Here is an 18,061-nt window from a genome sequence, read left to right on the forward strand (position 1 = left end):
ATAACTGGGTGATGTTTTTGGGCGAATTGCCGTTTGCTCAACATATATGATCAAGCAATAGGTGACCTTGAGAAGACTGGTGACTTGCTTCCGGTGAACATAAAAACTACTGAGTATTATCACATAATTAAACATCCTAATAATTTTATATGAAAAGTTTAAAGTTTTATTTCCTATTTTTACTTGGTGGAATCCTATTTACCGGATATAATGCGGAAGCGCAAACCTGGCAAAAAAAGGAACCTAAACTCAAGACAGATTGGACAGACAAGGTCGATCCCGGCAGGGTATTACCCGAATATCCCCGTCCTCAAATGGTGCGGGACAATTGGGTTAATCTGAACGGTATTTGGGATTTCGCTAAGAAAGACACGCCAAATATTGGTAATTATAACGATTTCACCTCTTTCGATCAGAAAATATTGGTGCCATATCCTATCGAATCTGCCCTTTCTGGAATTATGGATGATGATTATACCAATATGAATAAATCGTATGCTTATAAACGCACTTTCAATGTTCCTGCAAGCTACGGGGACAAAAGAATTTTACTGCATTTTGGTGCAGTAGATTGGCGGAGCGTAGTCTTTATAAACGGACAAAAAGCAGGAGCCCACGAAGGTGGTTATGATCCTTTCTCATTCGATATAACTGACTATCTGAATCCTTTAAACCAGGATCAGGAAGTGGTGGTGCAAGTGTACGATCCAACCGAAGAAGGTCAGCCAGTGGGAAAACAAGCCAAAAAGCGTGGTGGAATCTTTTATACCCCATGCAGTGGCATTTGGCAAACAGTATGGTATGAAGCGGTCAATACTCAATACATAAGCGATTTTCTTATTGTTCCCGATGTAGATAACAAAGCGGTTAAAGTTACTATTAATACAATCGGCGCTGCAGAAGCAGATGTTGAAGTAATAGTCTTGGATAGCGATAAAGAAGTAAAGAAACAAACAATTCCCGTAGGAGTCGAAACTTCTATTAAAATCAACAGTCCTAAATTGTGGTCGCCCGACAGTCCTTTCCTTTATAAACTAAAATTCAGCTTAAAAGACGGAAATAATGTAGTTGATAAAGTTGATAGTTATTTCGGTATGCGGAAGATTCATTTGGGAAGAATCCGCGGTGTTCCTTATACGTTCTTAAACAATGAGCCTATTTTCCATTATGGACCACTGGACCAGGGTTACTGGCCGGATGGAATTTATACTGCTCCTACCGACGAAGCCTTACTTTATGATTTGGAAATAACCAAGGGCTTTGGTTTTAATATGACCCGCAAGCATATTAAAGTAGAGTCTGCCCGCTGGTATCACTATTGTGACTCGATAGGTTTGATGGTGTGGCAGGATATGCCTTGCACCGGTTATTTGGGTGGAGGCAGGGAATACCTCGGGGATGAAGAGTGGAGCAAGCAGAACTTTTATCGGGAAACCGAAAATATTGTCAAAAGTTTGATCAATTACCCGTCCATTGTGATGTGGGTGCCTTACAACGAAGGATGGGGGCAATATACCGGGCAATCGCCTTATCGTCCCGACCATAGCAAGGAAATATATGCAGAACACACTCGAAATGGAGTGGAAGTTATACGCCGAACAGATCCTACCCGCCTAATCAATCAATCCAGCGGCTGGGGAAACTTCGAAATGGGCGATATTATCGACGTACACTCTTATACGCAGGTTGGTTTATGGCCTAATCCATTTGACCATAGAGCTAATATGTGCGGAGAAACGGGTGGTTTTGGTCTAAAAATCCACGGAAATATCTGGCCTAAAGTGGGTACTCCGTACGGAGAATTGGAAACTACGGCTCAACTTGCTGATGAGTTGGAAGCATTTAATGAAAGAGCTTACGGATTAACTTCCAGGGGATTATCTGGTATCGTGTATACTCAGATTACCGATTTGGAAGAAGAAATAAACGGTTTGTACACTTACGACCGAAAAGTTTCCAAATTAGATCTCGCACAAAAAGCATGCTTCAAAGCTGGTGTAGAAAAACTGTTGACACAAACTTGCTATTCAAAAGCCATTACTCCAACGGCTATGCAATCGGGAACTATGTGGAAATATACATCTATAGATCCGGGACCTGGTTGGAATACTTCTGAATTTAATGATTCCAAATGGCATGAAGGCGCTGCTGGTTTTGGAGCGGGTGATCCTCCTGGTACAAACATTCGCACCATTTGGAATACGTCCGACATTTGGTTGCGACAAAACTTAGTTGTGCCTGCTTTAACCGGGCAAAACTTAAAAGACCTGAAGTTGCTTATCTACTATGATGAAGATTATTCCGTATATATCAACGGTGTATTGGCGGCCTCTGGTAGTGGATGGACCAGCACTTACACTCCTGTCGATATCAACGATGAAGCTAAAGCTGCAATCCGTTTCAATCAGGAAAACTTGATTGCTGTTACTTGTCATAATACAGAAGGCGGACAATATGTGGATGTGGCTTTATCTCTGGTTATTAAAGATATTCCTATTAACGAGGATATAGAGTTTGCAGAAGCAGCAAAAGAATATAAGGAGATTTCTGATCGTGCAGGTCTTGAAGCCATAAAGAATAATCTTTCCGGTTCTTATATCTTAACGAAAGATATTGATCTAAGCGGTACTGATTTTATTCCAATAGGATCAGAAACCTCTCCTTTTACTGGTTACTTTTCCGGGGGAAAGCATACAATCAAAAATCTAAAAATAACGAACAACGCTGACAACCAGGGTTTATTTGGCTATACAAAAGGGGCACAAATAGAAGACCTGATTTTGGGATCGCCTCAGGTAAATGGAAACGAACATGTGGGCTCACTCGCAGGAAAAGCAGTCAACACTACCATACAAAGAGTTCAAGTAAACCGTCCGGTTGTGTCAGCTCAGGAAGTTGCTGGAGGAATTGTTGGCACCTTAGGAGACATGGACAAAGGAATAAGTGGTGTGTCCTGGATGCTTGATTGCTATGTTGTTGATGGTACAATAAGCGCTTCAGCTTCTCGTGCAGGTGGTCTTATCGGACAAGCCTATGATATAAGTTTACAAAGATCTTACTTTACTGGCACGGTCAGCGCTTTAGATGGAGCTGCAGGTGGTATTTTGGGTGAGATAGGAAACTTTAGAGTTCAATTCAAGGGTGTTGCCTCTTTAGCAAGCACTGTGGCAGGTCGTACTGCAGGAGAATTTGCCGCAAGTACTGCAACTGAAAATGTTGTTCTGGTTGAGCGCGAGAAAATATATACGCGAAACGATATGGATATTGTAGGTAGTAGTGAAGGACTTCGGGCAGTGGATTTTGAAGTAAAAGAATTGAACGTATTCAAAACCCAAGCATTATACGAATCTATGGGATGGGATTTTAACTCTGTGTGGACAATGTCGGCACAGGGATACCCTGTGTTTCGGTGATTAATAATTGTAATTGACACAAAAAGATGAGGCTGTCCGATTGATAGCCAATCTTTTTATATGTCGGGCATGCTACTAAGCTGGCAGGATGTAAGTTCCTGTATGTGCCGGGACTGGTTCTTTTAAGATATACTCCCGATCTTAATGATCATTTCTTCAAATTGGTCGCTCTCGATCACCGCTTTCCCTTTTACTTTACTTTTATAGTTGTAAACGGTCTGCACCGAATAGTGCAGGAAATCGGCGATCTGCTTCATGTCTGTGATCCCTAACTTGATCAAAGCGAATATACGAAGTTCATTGTTTAATTCCCCTCTTTCAGGAGAATATTGCTCATCGGGCCTGAGCAGGGAATTGAACTCCGAAACAAAATCGGGGTAGAGGGCCAGAAAAGTTTTGTCGAAGTTAGTATGTAATTCGGAGATGTCTTTTTCCAATTCGTCCGTGGATAATTTAAAAAGATTGTTTATCTGGCCGGTCTTGATGTTCAGGTTTACATTTTTGCGGTACTTGTGGAGTTTATTGACATAGACCGAGCATTGGTTCATGAAATAGCCGATATAGTGTTCCTTCACGGTATTGGCTTCATCCAGCTTCCGGTTCAGTTGCAGGAGATCTTCGTTCATTATCCTGAGTTCTTTCCGGGCTTTTGAAACGGCTTTGACCTGGAGATACAGATAGAATAAGGTGATAATCAGCACTAATGCAAATAAACTGGTGATAATTGAATAGTTCTTCAAATTCTTTTGTTGGGAATAGATCTTTTGCAGATAGGTGTCTTCAATAATGGGTTGTACCCGTGCAATGACGGAATTTTTAAATCTTGCATTGTAAAACAACGCATCATCCAATGCTACCCTGATATACTCGTAAGCCCTGTCTATATCGCCGTTTTCATACAGGTTCACGGCCAAAGACAACAAAGCTTCATTTTCTTTTACTGCCAGCTCGATATCGGTAATTGCTGCGATGGTCAGATAATGATTTTCGAGTTCCTTTTTACCTGCCTGACGGTATAATTTGGCCAGGTTCATCGCAGCCATTGCATGGTCGTGTGTCTCAGGTGTCTGATTATAAAAGACAGGTAATAATAAATTTTCCGCTTCGGGAAACCGCCCTTCCTGTTGTAATTTATGTGCCAGCTCTTTCTTGTATTCTTCGGATTCTTCATACAACAGCCCCATCACTTTATCCCTGTATGCTTCCTTCTCTTTTTCATATTGTTGGGAATACTTTATATCGGCAGTATAGAATATAAGATTCTCAAAATACCGGATGTAATTCCAGCAGTACCATACCTTGTTATTATCCGTCAGATCTTCATAATCCAGAGACTCGAAAATTTCGGAAGCTTGTAGGAATAAGCCGGATAGTGAATAGATATAAGACAAGCGCAACAGATTTTCCACAATAATATCCTGCTTATTCAATTTGTTTGCAAGAGATAGGTTTTCGTTGATATAAAATTCAGCCGAGTCACAGATGAAACTGTTGTACTGATCAATGATCTCCCGGTTGATATTGATTATATCATCTATATCCTCCAGTTGTTTTTTTCTCTGTTTTAGCTCCATTATCTTAGCTTCCCTTATCTTTGTGTAGTGGGAACGTTCCGAAATTACTTTATCCAGGACTTTCAGCAAGGAATCGGTTTCCCTTTCCATACTGGAAACGGACATTGGAAAAATAATCAATAAAAGTATAATGAGGGTATGCTTCATAGTAAATAATCTCTCCTGTTAGTTCACTAATATGCTTTTAAGTATTCATGACGGTTTACCCCTTTGATCAAACACTGAGGGACAAATATAATAAAATTTTGTGGTCTGTTGCCCTTTTTAACATAATAATCTTAGTGAGAGTTGTAAATATTTTTTTCATTGAGTATGTTGGAGTTGACATATATTAATTTGTATACCTGATAGATTTTACCTAGCTTTGGTACTATCAACAACAGTTCGGGTGTTTTCAGATATTTGTCTACAAGTATTTGATTATTAATAATCAATTCTTTTTATGTCTGCGTTGCTTATCTTGTTAAGTAGCCTTTAAACAAAAATTTACCGAATTATTATACGACAAGTCGAAAATAGGAAGAAAATAATACTTGAAACAGGCACAAAGAATGTTTCAATCGATTGTAAATGAAATAAAAAATAAATTGAAGATTTCCGATAAAGAAAATAAAAAGAAAAAGGATTGGAAATCGGAACGCCTCCATGAACTTGAAATACACAGGTTACATCTTGATACCCTACCGTTCAAAATTGTGGAGGTGAAAGAGTATGGTTTTTTAGCCAAAGTGAAAGGGATATATGCTTATATCTCCTTCCATCATATGCCATGGAAATATGTGAACAGGGATGCATGGAATCATGTTGCTCCCACGTTGATCGGGAAAATTTTTTATTCTAAGGTTATCAAGGTCGATATGGAGCGCATCTCTATTCATTTGGATGCTGACCTGCCTCAATTCAAGCAGGCGGAACTGTCCATAGGAGAATTGTATAGGGGGGTGATCATCAATAAGAAAAAATATGGGTTGTTCATTGATATTGGTTATCATTTCAATTGGAGATATGGCTCTATTGTAGGCCTAATGCACAAATCGCAGTTGGATGTATTGGTGAACTTCGATGATATGGAGGCTGGTTCTACGACGGTGGTGATATATTTGGGAGAAAATGAAGAGGGTAAGGTAAGTCTTACACAAAATGAGACAGATGTGGACTGGGCCTTGGGTATTCCGCAACAAATGGTTGGCCAAAACGTATGGGTGGAGGTCGGCTCAAATGAAGTCCCTCCTGATAGGAGGTTTATAGTGTTGGGTAAGTATAGAGGCAAGATTATCATCAACAGGATATTATATCCCACAGGGAGCAAAAAAATGGGCCGGGCAAAAAAGGCTTTACCGGAGGGTGAGATCATCACCTGCGAAGTGCTCGGGTTTGACGAAAAAAGGAGGGTCCTGGAATTGAAATGGCTGAAGAAAAATCAACCGGAAAAAATACCCCTTTATGGATATTCCATGAATGAGTTACTTGATTATCAGTCCCTGGTAAATTTGTTGCATATCAAAACAGAAAACGATTATAAAGTCGAAGAGAAATGAAAGACCGAATTAATTTCCTTTTTTTGCCAATTTTTCAAATTTCAAGTATTTCTTTCTTTGTTCATCGTTTAAACGGTTCGTTTTAAAATAGTTCTTAGTCTTGTTATGCCAATCGTGCAACATCTTCTCAAGACCTTTGCTGTCTGAGGAAGGCATTCGTTGGTTATTGGATACAAAATTAATGAGCATGTTGTACTTGCTATTCCACTCATAGGCTCTTTTATCTGTATCAAGATCGGTATATTGATCTTTAATTCTTTCTATTTCATCTTTTTGCTTTTCTTCCAACTTATCGAAATGCATGCGCTGTAATCTCCACCATCTATACAGCGAAGTTTCATTTTGATCGGTTGAAGCAGAAAAAGGAAAATGCCAGTTTTGTGATAAGAATCTTTCCAAATCAGCCAGCCTCTCGTTAAACAAGCTGTCGGAGATGTTTGTCGTTGGCTTGATACCGGCGGGATAGGTTTTATTGCTCAGACCGAAACACCCCCTTCCGAATCTCGAAAAACGTTTCCGGGTATCGTTATACATTATTGTGCGGATACTTTTTTCATTGGTTTCAGGATAGTGCACTAAAACATGATCCGTGATTACTTTGATCGTTTGCGGAGTATCATGTTCCTCTAAAAAATCAACAATGGTATCCCCGATAGTGCCCGATTTGATGTGTTCCCATTCTTTGAGCATATATGTGTTATTTTGCCCTTTATGGGATATTATTTGGTTATGTTGCGATAAGCGGTAGCGGAGTTGTACAGGGGCTGTATATTTGTGTTGGGGAAATTGTTTTTTGAATTCTGTGAAGATAGCATTGATGTACATAGGTTTTTCTTGTTGCTTCAATATTTCGAATAATATTCCGGGAATTTTTTCGGGTGGGGAGACGGATCTATGACTTTTCCCGAAACGATTGACAAACCAAACTCATATTGCAGTATATCTTTCGCTACCTCTACTATACCTCCTATTATTCCGTTCTTGTATTTTTTCCATCCGGGAGAGCCCAATATATAAACCTCGAGGTCTGATATAATGTCTATCCTGTTAATTGATACAAGCTGTTTTATATCAGCAATAAATCTGTCGAAATTGAAAGCGTCTGCCAGTCCTGTCGGAATCAATACACTGTTTTTCCATGTTTTATCGTCTCCCCGGGCAACAAAGCTACCCCTATACGTGTGTCTAGAATCGGTAAACAAAGAAAGTAACTTCAGTATACAATCCCGGGTAAAATGAATATTTTCCTGTTCAATGAATGCAGATATGCGTTCATCGTTTTGCCACAGAATATCGTCGTCCTTGATTGAATTTTGATAAAAGGGCCACTCTTCTTTCAATTGTTGAATTAAAGGATTATCCGCTGAAAAGAAGTGCTGGTATGTTTTATTTTTTATTTGATTGACACGTTGGGTTGATAGATTGTGTATTTCCCCTAATGATTTGTTTGTCAGGTGCTCATCGTTTTCGAATATGCGGTATGAATGAAGAAGAATGTGGATTTCTCTTGTGTCATTTGACTTTAACTCCTTTTCGAGTATCCAGAACAGGGGCATATGGCCCTGTTGTTGATGGTAATCGTATACAAAATCTTCCCTGAACCATTTACCCTTTTCTAATATTAATTTCTCCCGCTGAAAAGCTTCCTCCGGTGAATGGATAATATTTAAAAGTTCATTTTCGAGCCTTCTTTTCAACGCGATGAGTTCAGGGTACGCTTTCTTTCCTAAGTTTCTGATATTCATAAGAGTTTTGTCCTGCTCGATTAGGTAATCATACATAAAATACTCAAAATCGATTGTACTTAACCATTTGGCTGTCCGTTTAGAACAAGATGAAACAAGTTCTTTATATCTCTTTTCAACCAATATCTTTTTTAGGGGAGACAAGTAATTCAATAATTCGGCAGGAGAAATAAGTTTGTGATTGATGGTATGAAAAAAATCATTTTCAATCAACTCTTTTACTTCTGATACTCTGTTAGCTACCGGACTTGTTTCTTTCGGATCATCCAACTGAAGAATAAATTTGTGACATAGCTCTCCCAATTCCTGCGAGGTCTTACGGCCTACATTTCGCATTTTTATAAAAGAACCCCCTTCTTCGTAATACGAGACAATATCGTAGACTGTGTGTAAATCGATAGAAAAACAACAGTTGAGCGCACGTACGGATAATCCGCGATTTTGATACAGGTCGTGGAGGGAGATAGTCTTCAGTGATTCTTTTAACATAGTAAATCATAAATAATAGGTTATACAAAATATACACCAACTTGTTATGTATTAACCCCAAAGATAGATATATAAACGATAAATAAAAATTTGAGAATAGGAAATTTCTTTCTATTCTTATTTTAATTACTATTTTTGTGTTATCGAAAGGGACAGTTACCTCGATAGAACAAGGTGGGTCTGTTGGTAAAGTGAAAGTCATGAGTACCTCGGTCGGATGGATTTTGGAAATGATGTGTCGGGTGTAAATGGGATTTAGAATATATATAAACAATGACTAAGTAGAATTTATAGGGGTGAGTGCTAAGATAAGGATAAATATATTGACGGTATTTTTCTTCATTCTCTCTGTTATTTTGGCTGTTCTGCTTCTGGCGGGCAATAAAAGAGCGGAGAAGGAGAGAGGATACGACAGTTCGTCGGTGATGAATCGTATTTCATATATACAGGAATTGGCATTGGTAAGGTATAACTATGCGGGGGTTATCAGTTATAAAGACTACCGTAAGTTTTTGAATATCAATGTGCCGCTGACCGACAAGTATTTTCTGCTGAAATATAACGGATACATTAAAGCGGGAGTGGATTTCAGCCGGATAAAGGTGACTGTGGATAACGACACTACTGTACATATTTCAGTCCCCAAACCCAGAATACTGGATACAGTGATCGATGAAAAATCGATACAGGTGTATAATGAAAGCGAGAACGCGTTTAATCCCATTAAAATATCGGATTATAACGAGGCGCTTTCCCGGGAGAAAAATGTGATGATCCGCGATGCTATTGAGCAGGGGGTTTATAAACAGGCGACCGATGAGGCGAAGATAGCCATCACTTCGCTTCTGAAAGAAATGGGTTTTACGGATATCCATATTACCGAAGAGCTGGTTATACCCCAACTGCATTGAACGAATGTGACTAATGAGACTAATGTGCCAATGAAACTAATGTGATTAATGTGGCGATGTGAAAAAGAGGCAAGATAATTAAGTTTTTAGTTTTTCACTTTTAGTTTTTAGTTTATTTTAATTATATGAGATTTACCTTCAGGCTGTACTTATATTGGGTCTCTATTTTCCTGATTTTTTTTGTCGGGATTATTGTTGTGGTCAGTTTTTTGTGGGGGACGCGTGTGAATCTCTGGCAGGCGGCGCTGGTGTTTTTTATTGTCGGGATGATCCCGCCCGCGGTCATTACACGCTGCTTCTCAAAGCGACTCGATTATATGGAATCCGACGACCCGGATCCACCTTCTTTCTCCGGTCAAAAAACGGGCTTGTTCCATTTTAGCGGACGTACCGAGCAGCCTTTCGATGAAGTAATGCAGCGGATTGACCGGCAATGGATCATCTCTTATTCAGACAGGAAAAAAGGCATACTGAAATTCAGAACCGACGCGAGAATGGCTTCCTGGGGGTTAGGGGGATACCTGAAGATGGAGGATAAAGAAACTATCTTAGTAATTATCTATCCCGTGTATCCCCGGTCCCAAAGAGAAAAGCTGATGATGGATCAACTGCTTCACCTTATGAAATCTGTGCTTGGTTCTTAACCTCTTCAAACGGATAATCTTCAATTATATTAGTTGTTCACAATACCGGATCACCTCCTCATTCACAAACCGGAGAAAATCATGGTGCTGTTCTTTTGTGATCATATGGGGATAGCTTAATATAAGCAGTTCCTGGGGTTGGGCCTCCAGACGGTAGGGAAGGTGTACAAACCTATAGGGGGTAAGCGTATAACCTGCCCGTTCGTAAAACTGTAACCGACGTACCGATAACTCGTTGCTGAGAGGATCGATCTCGAGGATGATGGTATGCTCGGAGTCGCGCAGATACCTCAGCATCTGCGATCCGAAACTTTGTCCCCTGAGCTTCGGGTTTACCGCAAGATACTCCAGATAACGATAGGAATTCCATTCCCAGAAGAACATCAATCCTATCAGTTCCTGCCCTTCCCAGGCCGACAAGGGAAAGAATCGTTCATCTGCGTAAGCACGCAGGTGATCTTCCTTTTTCCGCCTTTCCGCTAAAGGAAAGCTCTCTTCATACAGTTCCCAGACACTGTTCCAGCGTGCTGTATCGTTGGGGTCGATCCGCAAGTATTCCATTGATAGGCCTCTTTTAAAAAAGTCGGTAAATGACCTGTTGGTCTTAATTGGTTGTGCGGCAAAGATACCATAAACCTTTCAAAGATGAAAAATTTAAATCTCACACATCCCGTCTGCATTGCATGATTTGCCTTTGGTTACTTCCGGTCCCGGCGTAGTTTTTTTTTCTGTCCGGTTTTTCCAGTCGCCATACGCTTTGTTCAGCACTTTTACGAACAGGTCCACCGGTTCGGAACCTACAATGGCTTGCTGCCTGTCCATCAGGAAAGTGGGCACGGTATCGAATCCAAGGTTGGCAGCTTCGTGCATATCCTGCTTTATCTCATACAGGTAGTCGCGGCTGTCCAGCATACGACGTATCTCTTCTTCCTCTAGACCCGCTTCTTTCCCGATAGTTACGAGCAATTCCCAATCGCTGTAATCTTTGGCCTCCTCGAAATAAGCTTTCGACAGTTTTCCCAGGACAACGGAATCCAGCTCCTTTTTTGCTGCCAGCTTGATCAGCCTGTGCGCATCGCGTGTATTGGCGGCAATCGCATTGGGAAGAGCAAAAGGAATCCCTGCGTCATCAGCTAACTGCTTGATTCCGTCAAACATGTGGTCTACATTTTCCACGGGATATCCCGCCATTTTCGTCAGATATTCCCTGACAGGGATGCCGTTCCCTTTATCGGGAAGGTTCGGGTTGAGCTGATAGGCCTTCCATTCGAGAATCACTTCATCGGCATGATCGAACTGCCGGAGCGCCTTCTCATAATGTATTTTACCGATATGGCAATAGGGGCACATGATATCGGTCCAGACTTCTATTTTCATTGATCTTAATTGTCATTTCTGTAATTGAATTAAACAAGTTTTCTGCTGTTTTGTTTATCAACAGGTATGTGTTTATCGATTTTCGGGTTAATGAACTTTTTCGTTCAACGGGCACAGAGGCAAAACTTGTTTTGACTATGTCCAGCGCAGATGACTAATTTTAATGAGCTGTTTCGTTAAGCGGCATACAAAAGAAGAATTTTCTCGTTTAAAGTAAACTCGCCGGAAGTGGTTTTTAGGTATAGGATAATCCTGTGCCTGAATCCTTTAAAAGCAATAAAAGTCTTATGTTGGTGGCCATCTTTAGAGTTCCGAAATGAAAAAGCAAAAAGAAGATAAAAGCATTTTTACAGAATATTTTAAAGCTTTTTACCTGCAATATGCGGGAGATCTGGTCTTTTTTGCCCGGCAGTTTGTAGATGTCTATGCGGGGGAGGATATTGTCCACGATATTTTTCTGAAGATATGGGATAAAAGGTCGACGATCATTGTGGAAGAAAATATCAGAAATTACCTTTTGTCTATGGTTCAGCACGCGTGTTACGATTATTTGAAACATCAACAGGTGGAGGACACTTTTATGAATAAAGCCGTTCAACAGATTAAACTGGATGAATTAAAATATTACGAATCGCCGAAAGATTATTTGTGGGATAAAGACAAAATGGAAGCCGTCTATGACTCTATTGAAAAATTACCGTCCAAAAGCAGGAGTATTTTTAAAAAAGCCTACCTCGAAGGGCAAAAGCATACCGATATTGCCAAAGAATTGGATATTTCCGTCAGAACGGTGGAGACCCATATTTATAAAGCGTTGAAATTTCTTCGAGACAGTCTGAGTATTTTTCTCCTTCTTTTGCCTTTTTCGATATAAAATTTTTACTTTTTCTATCAATATTCTGAAAAGACCCTGAGATGGTTGATCAATACATTGTGATTTCAATCCCCGGCGTGCGGCCGGAGATATCAGTAAGTTTACCGTTGAAAAAGCTATATTCGAAGCGGGTATTGCCGATGCGCGATATCTTTTCCGTATGGAAATCATACTCTACCGGGTAATCGCCGATCTTTTTGACTCTGTCGGTATGAAAATCGTACTCGATAGCGTACCCGCCGATTTTTTTCACCCGGTCGGTGTGAAAGTCATATTCGATTTCATGACGGCCTATTTGTTTTAATTTGCCGTTCATTTTATCATACAGCCTTGATCCGCCCGTCAGGATAGAAAAATCTTCTAATTGGCCGTTATGTAAGAAAATCATGATTTCTTCCCCTATGAAGATACGGGCTTTTTTTCCGCTTTCTCCCGCCCCCTGCGGATGATGTTCGGGGATGTGCAGATATTCCCATGTCCCGTCCCTGTGAAGGATGACCCTTCTACCGTCTTCGGTAACGGCATACTGCTGCGCGTATGTCGATGGAATATAAGCGATTGTTGATAACAGCAAAAATAGGTAGAGACATAAATGTTTCATGATTCAAAAATACAGTATAATATTGATAAAATAAAGGGATTCACTCAAATTATTATAACCCGATTGAAGGAACTCCCCCTCATTTTTCTGGTATCTAATATAAATTTTTCACAAAAATAATACGTAATTGTCTTTTAACAATCGTATATATAATATATCGAAAAGAAATAATCAATGAATAACGATGTTCCGGAAATAGTAGTGCGTGTGCTCCATGGAATCCAGACGGAGGAGGAGATGCATGTTTTTTTGCAGTGGTACCATGCCTCGCAGGAGAATAAGAATATTTTCTTCCAATTAAAGCATATCCATGATCTTCGCAAGGAAGGGCAGAGACCCGATGGGATAGAAATGGACACAAGCTGGGAACGTTTATGGGAAAAACTGAAAAAGCGATCTGTAACCCATTCGCCATCTCCCGAAACGGTTCGTAGGAGGCGCTATACCGGCATCGTACGATATGCAGGCGTAGCGGCGATCGCTGTTTTACTGATTGTTGCAGGTATTCGTTTCTTCTATAAGAGACATGACCGGATGATATGGGTTGAAGTCAGGACCGGCGCCAAAAGTAAGCCGCAAACCATCCGGTTATCCGATGGTTCCGTCGTTTGGTTGAATGCCTCCTCACTGTTCAGGTATCCGGAAAAATTCGGTACAAAGAACAGGGAAGTATATCTGGACGGAGAAGCGTATTTCAGTGTAATGAAAAGTGAACTGCAGGCTTTTGTGGTCCATACCGATAAACAGGAAATCAATGTGTTGGGGACCGAATTCAACGTCCTCGGCTATTCTTCCGACCCCTATACCATTACAACGCTGGTAACGGGTAAAGTGAAACTTGGGACATATGATAACGAAAAACACCTGAAGAGTGAGATTGTGATGCAGCCCAATCAACAGGTATATTTTGACAGGGAGTTTCATCAAACGACCCTCTCGGAAGTAAATGCCCTGGACGCTACATCCTGGATGAAAGGGATCTATTCTTTTAGAGACGCACCATTGGAGGAGATCACCCGCCGGTTGGAAAAGATCTACGGTGTTGCCATTATTATTCCGGATGAAGTGAACAGAAAAGAAAAATATACGGGTAAATTCTTTTCCCATCAAACCATAAAAGAGATTCTAGACGTACTGAATTTCAAAGATCAATTCCGGCTACAATTCAGTGATGATACGATTTTCCTTCGGAGAAGATGATCAATGTAATTCATAATAAATAATAACTAAATAACTTAATAAAAACAAATGCCTATGGAAGAAACCTGAGAATAATAAAGAAAGCCAGGAAACTGCGCCAACAGCATCCCGGCTTAATTCGTTTTCAATCAATTAGATTATCCCTATTGTCTAGCGAACAACAGTAAAATACTATTTTTTAATTCATTAAAAACATACAAATATATGAATAAATTAACAGATACCCATAGACTTATATGGAAAAAAATACCTTTAACCGTAAAGTTCATTCTTGCCTTTTTGATTGCCGGGCATATTACTGCTTTTGCCGGTAGTTATACCCAAAATGAAAAATTATCGGTAAAGGTACACCAAGTAACTTTTGATGAGATTGTTTCCGTTATCGAGAACCAGTCTGATTACGTGTTTTTCTATAAAAGCAGCGATGTGGACCGTACCATACTCTATGATGTGGATTTGGAAAACAAAAGTATCCATGAAATTCTGGATCAGTTAATGGAGCATTCTTCCCTCACTTACCGGGTATCCGGAAAATATATTTTTATCGATAAAAAAGAGATCAGAAAGGATAAAGAGGTAGTGAATAAGGAAAATTTTGTGCTCCAGCAGAGAAAGCAGATCACCGGAAAAGTTACCGATGAACAGGGAGAGCCTGTCATCGGAGCGAACATTATAGAAGAGGGTACGACCAATGGAACGGTGACCGATATAGACGGTAATTTTTCATTGCTGGTTGAACAGGACAATGCTACCATCCGCATCTCTTATATCGGCTATATCGAGCAGGCAATCGATATTACCGGAAGAAACTCCTTCAATGTTGTTCTACAGGAAGATACGAAATCGCTGGACGAATTGGTAGTCGTAGGGTACGGGGCCATACGCAAATCAGACGTAACGGGTTCTATCTCTACCGCTAAAGGCAGCGATATTATCAAAACCCAGTCGTTCAATGCACTGGAAGGATTAAAAGGGAAAGCGGCCGGTGTGAACATTTTCTCCAACACGGGACAGCCGGGTGGTGAGATGCGTGTTATTATCCGCGGTATTTCCACCATCAATGCTTCGGCCAGCCCGTTGTACGTAGTGGACGGAGTGGTTATGTCGAACTTCCAGTTCCTCAACCCGAATGATATTGAATCGATCGAAGTACTGAAAGATGCTTCGTCGGCAGCTATCTATGGAGCCCGCGGGGCCAATGGCGTGGTGCTGGTAACCACCAAGCGGGGAGGTAACACGGGAGACCGGGCACGTATCTCTTATGACGGCTCGATATCCGTCAGTACAATGTCAAGATATATGGACGTGATGGATTCCAACGAGTGGATGGCTACCTTCAAGCAGGGACTGGAGAATGCCAATGCCTGGCAGGGCAGGAACTTCACGACCGACCTGTCGCAGATATTCACCGATGAACGTTTTTTCAATGCCGACGGTACGCCAATCTATAATACAGACTGGCAACGGGAAGCATCCCGTACTGCTCTTTCCCACAACCACCAGATCAACATCCAGCGCGGCGATGAAAACTCGTCGATGGGTGCGTTCCTGAACTATACCGATCAACAGGGTATCCTGCATAACTCCTATTTCAAACGGTTGAACGCCAAAATGGCGTATGACGACAAACCCACCAAGTGGTTATCTACCGGTGTGAACCTGATGGTGAACCATACGTGGGGGAACAGGACCTCGGACAACCCGTACGGGCAGGGGGCGTTGCGTACCATGGTGGAATTGTCGCCCTTTTTGCCGGTAATGCTGGATGGGGTGTATATCCAGACGAACGATGTAGAAACAGAATCCATTTATAACGATAAGGACAATCCCGATCCGGAAAGAATGCAGGGGTATAGCCCGGAGGGTGTCGGTAACCCGGTGGAACTGTTGAAGCGAATGGTGGCTATGCAGTACCGGACACAGATCTTCGGGAATGCGGCCCTCACCTTTCATCTCACCGAAGACCTGGAATTGAAAACGCAATTCGGTATTGATTATCACAACAACCGCAATGTCAACTACACGCCATTTACCCCGCGCCCGCTGATCAATCAAAGTTCTACGGGAAGGGCAGAAGGGGTAAACGAAAATATCCTCTACTGGCAGGAAGAAACGTACCTGACGTATGATAAGGAGTTTGACAAGCATTATATCAACGCGTTGGCGGGTATCTCGTGGCAGGAACGTACCTTCACCCAGTTCAATGCGGTTGGGACCAATTTCACGGACGATTTTTACGGTTACTATAACCTGGGAGAAGGAGAAGACAGGCCCTCCGTGGGCAACGACCACGACCGGTGGGCAATGAACTCTTACTTCCTCCGCGGGGTATATTCATACGACAGCAAGTACATGGCTACCGTGACAAGCCGTTGGGACGGTTCCTCGAAATTCGGAGCCAACAACAAATATTCATGGTTCCCTTCTATAGGTCTTGGGTGGATGATCTCCAACGAGGAGTTCCTGAGAGATCACCCGGTGATCAGCCGGTTAAAACCGCATACCTCTTTCGGGGTAACGGGTAACTCCGAGATAGGGACTTACGCGTCGTTGCCAACCATCGGGCAGGCTACCACGATTATCGGAGGCACGTTGCGAACGGTGTCTTATGTGGGCAGGATGCCTAATCCCGACCTGAAATGGGAGCGGACAAACCAATGGGATGTGGGCGTCGAGCTCGGCCTGTTCAACAACCGGCTCAATCTGGAAGCTTCCTATTACTATAAATTTACCACCGACCTGTTGCTCAGCCGCCCCCTTCCGAGGTCTACCGGCCATTCGTCGATCACGAGTAATATCGGCCAGGTTTCAAACCAGGGAGTGGACCTGCTGATCAACGCGTACCTGATCGATACTTCCGACTTTCAATGGAACAGCACGTTTAACGTGAGCTTCAATAAGAATCGGGTCGAAAAACTGGACGAGAGTTCATCGGTGGACCCGGTTACCGGCAAACGCCAGATCCTTCTCGACGGTTTCGTGGGGTATGACATGCTGATCCGCGAGGGAGAAGAGCTTTCCACGTTCTACGGGTATAAGCGGGCCGGTATCTACGATGGCAACCCTGACAACTGGGATCCGGAAACAATGAACGTGCCTTCCACGATCGGTGAGAAAGTCACTTACAAGGAGCGACAGATTCTTGGCAATGGCCTGCCCGACTGGATGGGGTCATTTATCAACACTTTTAACTACAAGGGATTAGACCTGACGATCGACCTTCAGTTCTCGCTGGGCGCTGATATCATGCAGGAGTTTTTCCATTCCACCGAAGGACGTTTCCTCACGAGCGGTATCGATCGTTTGTGGCAAGAGGCATGGCATCCCACGTTGAACCCTGACGGCGAGGCACAAGCAATCCGCCTGGCTAACTTCGGGATGGGTAACAACGCCAATGCTGATGACACCTGGGTGGCCGACGGTTCTTACCTGCGGGGTAACCTGATCCAACTGGGGTATACCTTCAACCCGGACCTTCTACGGAAAATAGGGCTTTCTGCGTTGCGCCTGTACGGGAACGTGAACAACTTGTTCCTGATTACCTCGTCGGATTACCTGGGCTACGACCCGGACAACTCTTCCCGGTTAGGGGACAACAAGTGGGGTACCAACCGGCAGTTCTTCACCTACCCGCGTCCGAGGACATTCACGTTCGGCCTCAATGTGACATTCTAATTCATAGCAATAAACCAATA

At 42.0% G+C, this 18,061-nt stretch carries 13 protein-coding genes; 7 read left to right on the forward strand and 6 right to left on the reverse strand.

Going from position 1 to position 18,061, the window contains the following annotated elements:
* Positions 1-149: 149 nt before the first annotated feature.
* Entirely contained in the window at positions 150-3,413 is a 3,264-nt protein-coding gene (locus tag Q0502_RS15765; RefSeq protein ID WP_298652797.1) for a sugar-binding domain-containing protein, read from the forward strand.
* Positions 3,414-3,535: 122 nt separating this feature from the next.
* On the opposite strand, the gene Q0502_RS15770 is transcribed toward Q0502_RS15765, so the two are convergent.
* A complete protein-coding gene (locus tag Q0502_RS15770) occupies positions 3,536-5,134 on the reverse strand; it encodes a DUF6377 domain-containing protein (RefSeq protein WP_298652799.1) in 1,599 nt (532 codons plus the stop codon).
* 440 nt (positions 5,135-5,574) lie between these two features.
* Here Q0502_RS15770 and Q0502_RS15775 point away from each other — a divergent pair, with 440 nt between their 5' ends.
* A complete protein-coding gene (locus Q0502_RS15775; protein ID WP_298652802.1) occupies positions 5,575-6,525 on the forward strand; it encodes a hypothetical protein in 951 nt (316 codons plus the stop codon).
* Between the two features lie 9 nt (positions 6,526-6,534).
* Here the strand turns inward: Q0502_RS15775 and Q0502_RS15780 are convergent, their stop codons facing one another.
* Both Q0502_RS15780 and Q0502_RS15785 read right to left on the reverse strand, forming a co-directional pair.
* Positions 6,535-7,215, reverse strand: a complete 681-nt coding sequence (locus tag Q0502_RS15780; protein ID WP_298652805.1) for a hypothetical protein — start codon at positions 7,213-7,215, stop codon at positions 6,535-6,537.
* 152 nt (positions 7,216-7,367) lie between these two features.
* Positions 7,368-8,759, reverse strand: a complete 1,392-nt coding sequence (locus tag Q0502_RS15785; protein ID WP_298652807.1) for a DNA-directed RNA polymerase subunit alpha C-terminal domain-containing protein — start codon at positions 8,757-8,759, stop codon at positions 7,368-7,370.
* A 323-nt stretch (positions 8,760-9,082) separates the two neighbouring features.
* Between Q0502_RS15785 and Q0502_RS15790 the strand changes: the two genes are divergently transcribed.
* Positions 9,083-9,670 (forward strand): DUF4230 domain-containing protein, encoded by a 588-nt coding sequence (locus tag Q0502_RS15790; protein ID WP_298652809.1) that lies wholly within the window; start codon positions 9,083-9,085, stop codon positions 9,668-9,670.
* Positions 9,671-9,795: 125 nt separating this feature from the next.
* The gene (locus tag Q0502_RS15795; RefSeq protein ID WP_298652812.1) at positions 9,796-10,314 is read left to right on the forward strand and encodes a hypothetical protein; all 519 of its coding nucleotides are present in this window, start codon (positions 9,796-9,798) and stop codon (positions 10,312-10,314) included.
* 24 nt (positions 10,315-10,338) lie between these two features.
* Here Q0502_RS15795 and Q0502_RS15800 read toward each other — a convergent pair whose 3' ends face one another.
* Together Q0502_RS15800 and Q0502_RS15805 are read right to left on the reverse strand one after the other, a co-directional pair.
* Positions 10,339-10,875, reverse strand: coding sequence for a GNAT family N-acetyltransferase (locus Q0502_RS15800; RefSeq protein ID WP_298652813.1), 537 nt, complete (start codon positions 10,873-10,875; stop codon positions 10,339-10,341).
* Between the two features lie 93 nt (positions 10,876-10,968).
* Entirely contained in the window at positions 10,969-11,691 is a 723-nt protein-coding gene (locus tag Q0502_RS15805; protein WP_298652814.1) for a DsbA family oxidoreductase, read from the reverse strand.
* Positions 11,692-12,007: 316 nt separating this feature from the next.
* Between Q0502_RS15805 and Q0502_RS15810 the strand changes: the two genes are divergently transcribed.
* The gene (locus Q0502_RS15810) at positions 12,008-12,565 is read left to right on the forward strand and encodes an RNA polymerase sigma-70 factor (RefSeq protein WP_298652817.1); all 558 of its coding nucleotides are present in this window, start codon (positions 12,008-12,010) and stop codon (positions 12,563-12,565) included.
* Between the two features lie 49 nt (positions 12,566-12,614).
* On the opposite strand, the gene Q0502_RS15815 is transcribed toward Q0502_RS15810, so the two are convergent.
* On the reverse strand, positions 12,615-13,166 hold the full coding sequence (locus tag Q0502_RS15815; RefSeq protein WP_298652820.1) for a hypothetical protein: 552 nt from the start codon (positions 13,164-13,166) through the stop codon (positions 12,615-12,617).
* 174 nt (positions 13,167-13,340) lie between these two features.
* On the opposite strand from Q0502_RS15815, the gene Q0502_RS15820 reads away from it, so the two are divergent.
* Together Q0502_RS15820 and Q0502_RS15825 are read left to right on the forward strand one after the other, a co-directional pair.
* Positions 13,341-14,366: a FecR domain-containing protein gene (locus Q0502_RS15820; RefSeq protein ID WP_298652823.1), complete on the forward strand. Its 1,026-nt coding sequence runs from the start codon at positions 13,341-13,343 to the stop codon at positions 14,364-14,366.
* Positions 14,367-14,570: 204 nt separating this feature from the next.
* The gene (locus Q0502_RS15825) at positions 14,571-18,041 is read left to right on the forward strand and encodes a TonB-dependent receptor (protein WP_298652825.1); all 3,471 of its coding nucleotides are present in this window, start codon (positions 14,571-14,573) and stop codon (positions 18,039-18,041) included.
* Positions 18,042-18,061: the final 20 nt, after the last annotated feature.

Origin of the sequence: uncultured Proteiniphilum sp., from assembly GCF_937873925.1 — a bacterium.
In the GTDB taxonomy this organism is placed as follows: domain Bacteria; phylum Bacteroidota; class Bacteroidia; order Bacteroidales; family Dysgonomonadaceae; genus Proteiniphilum.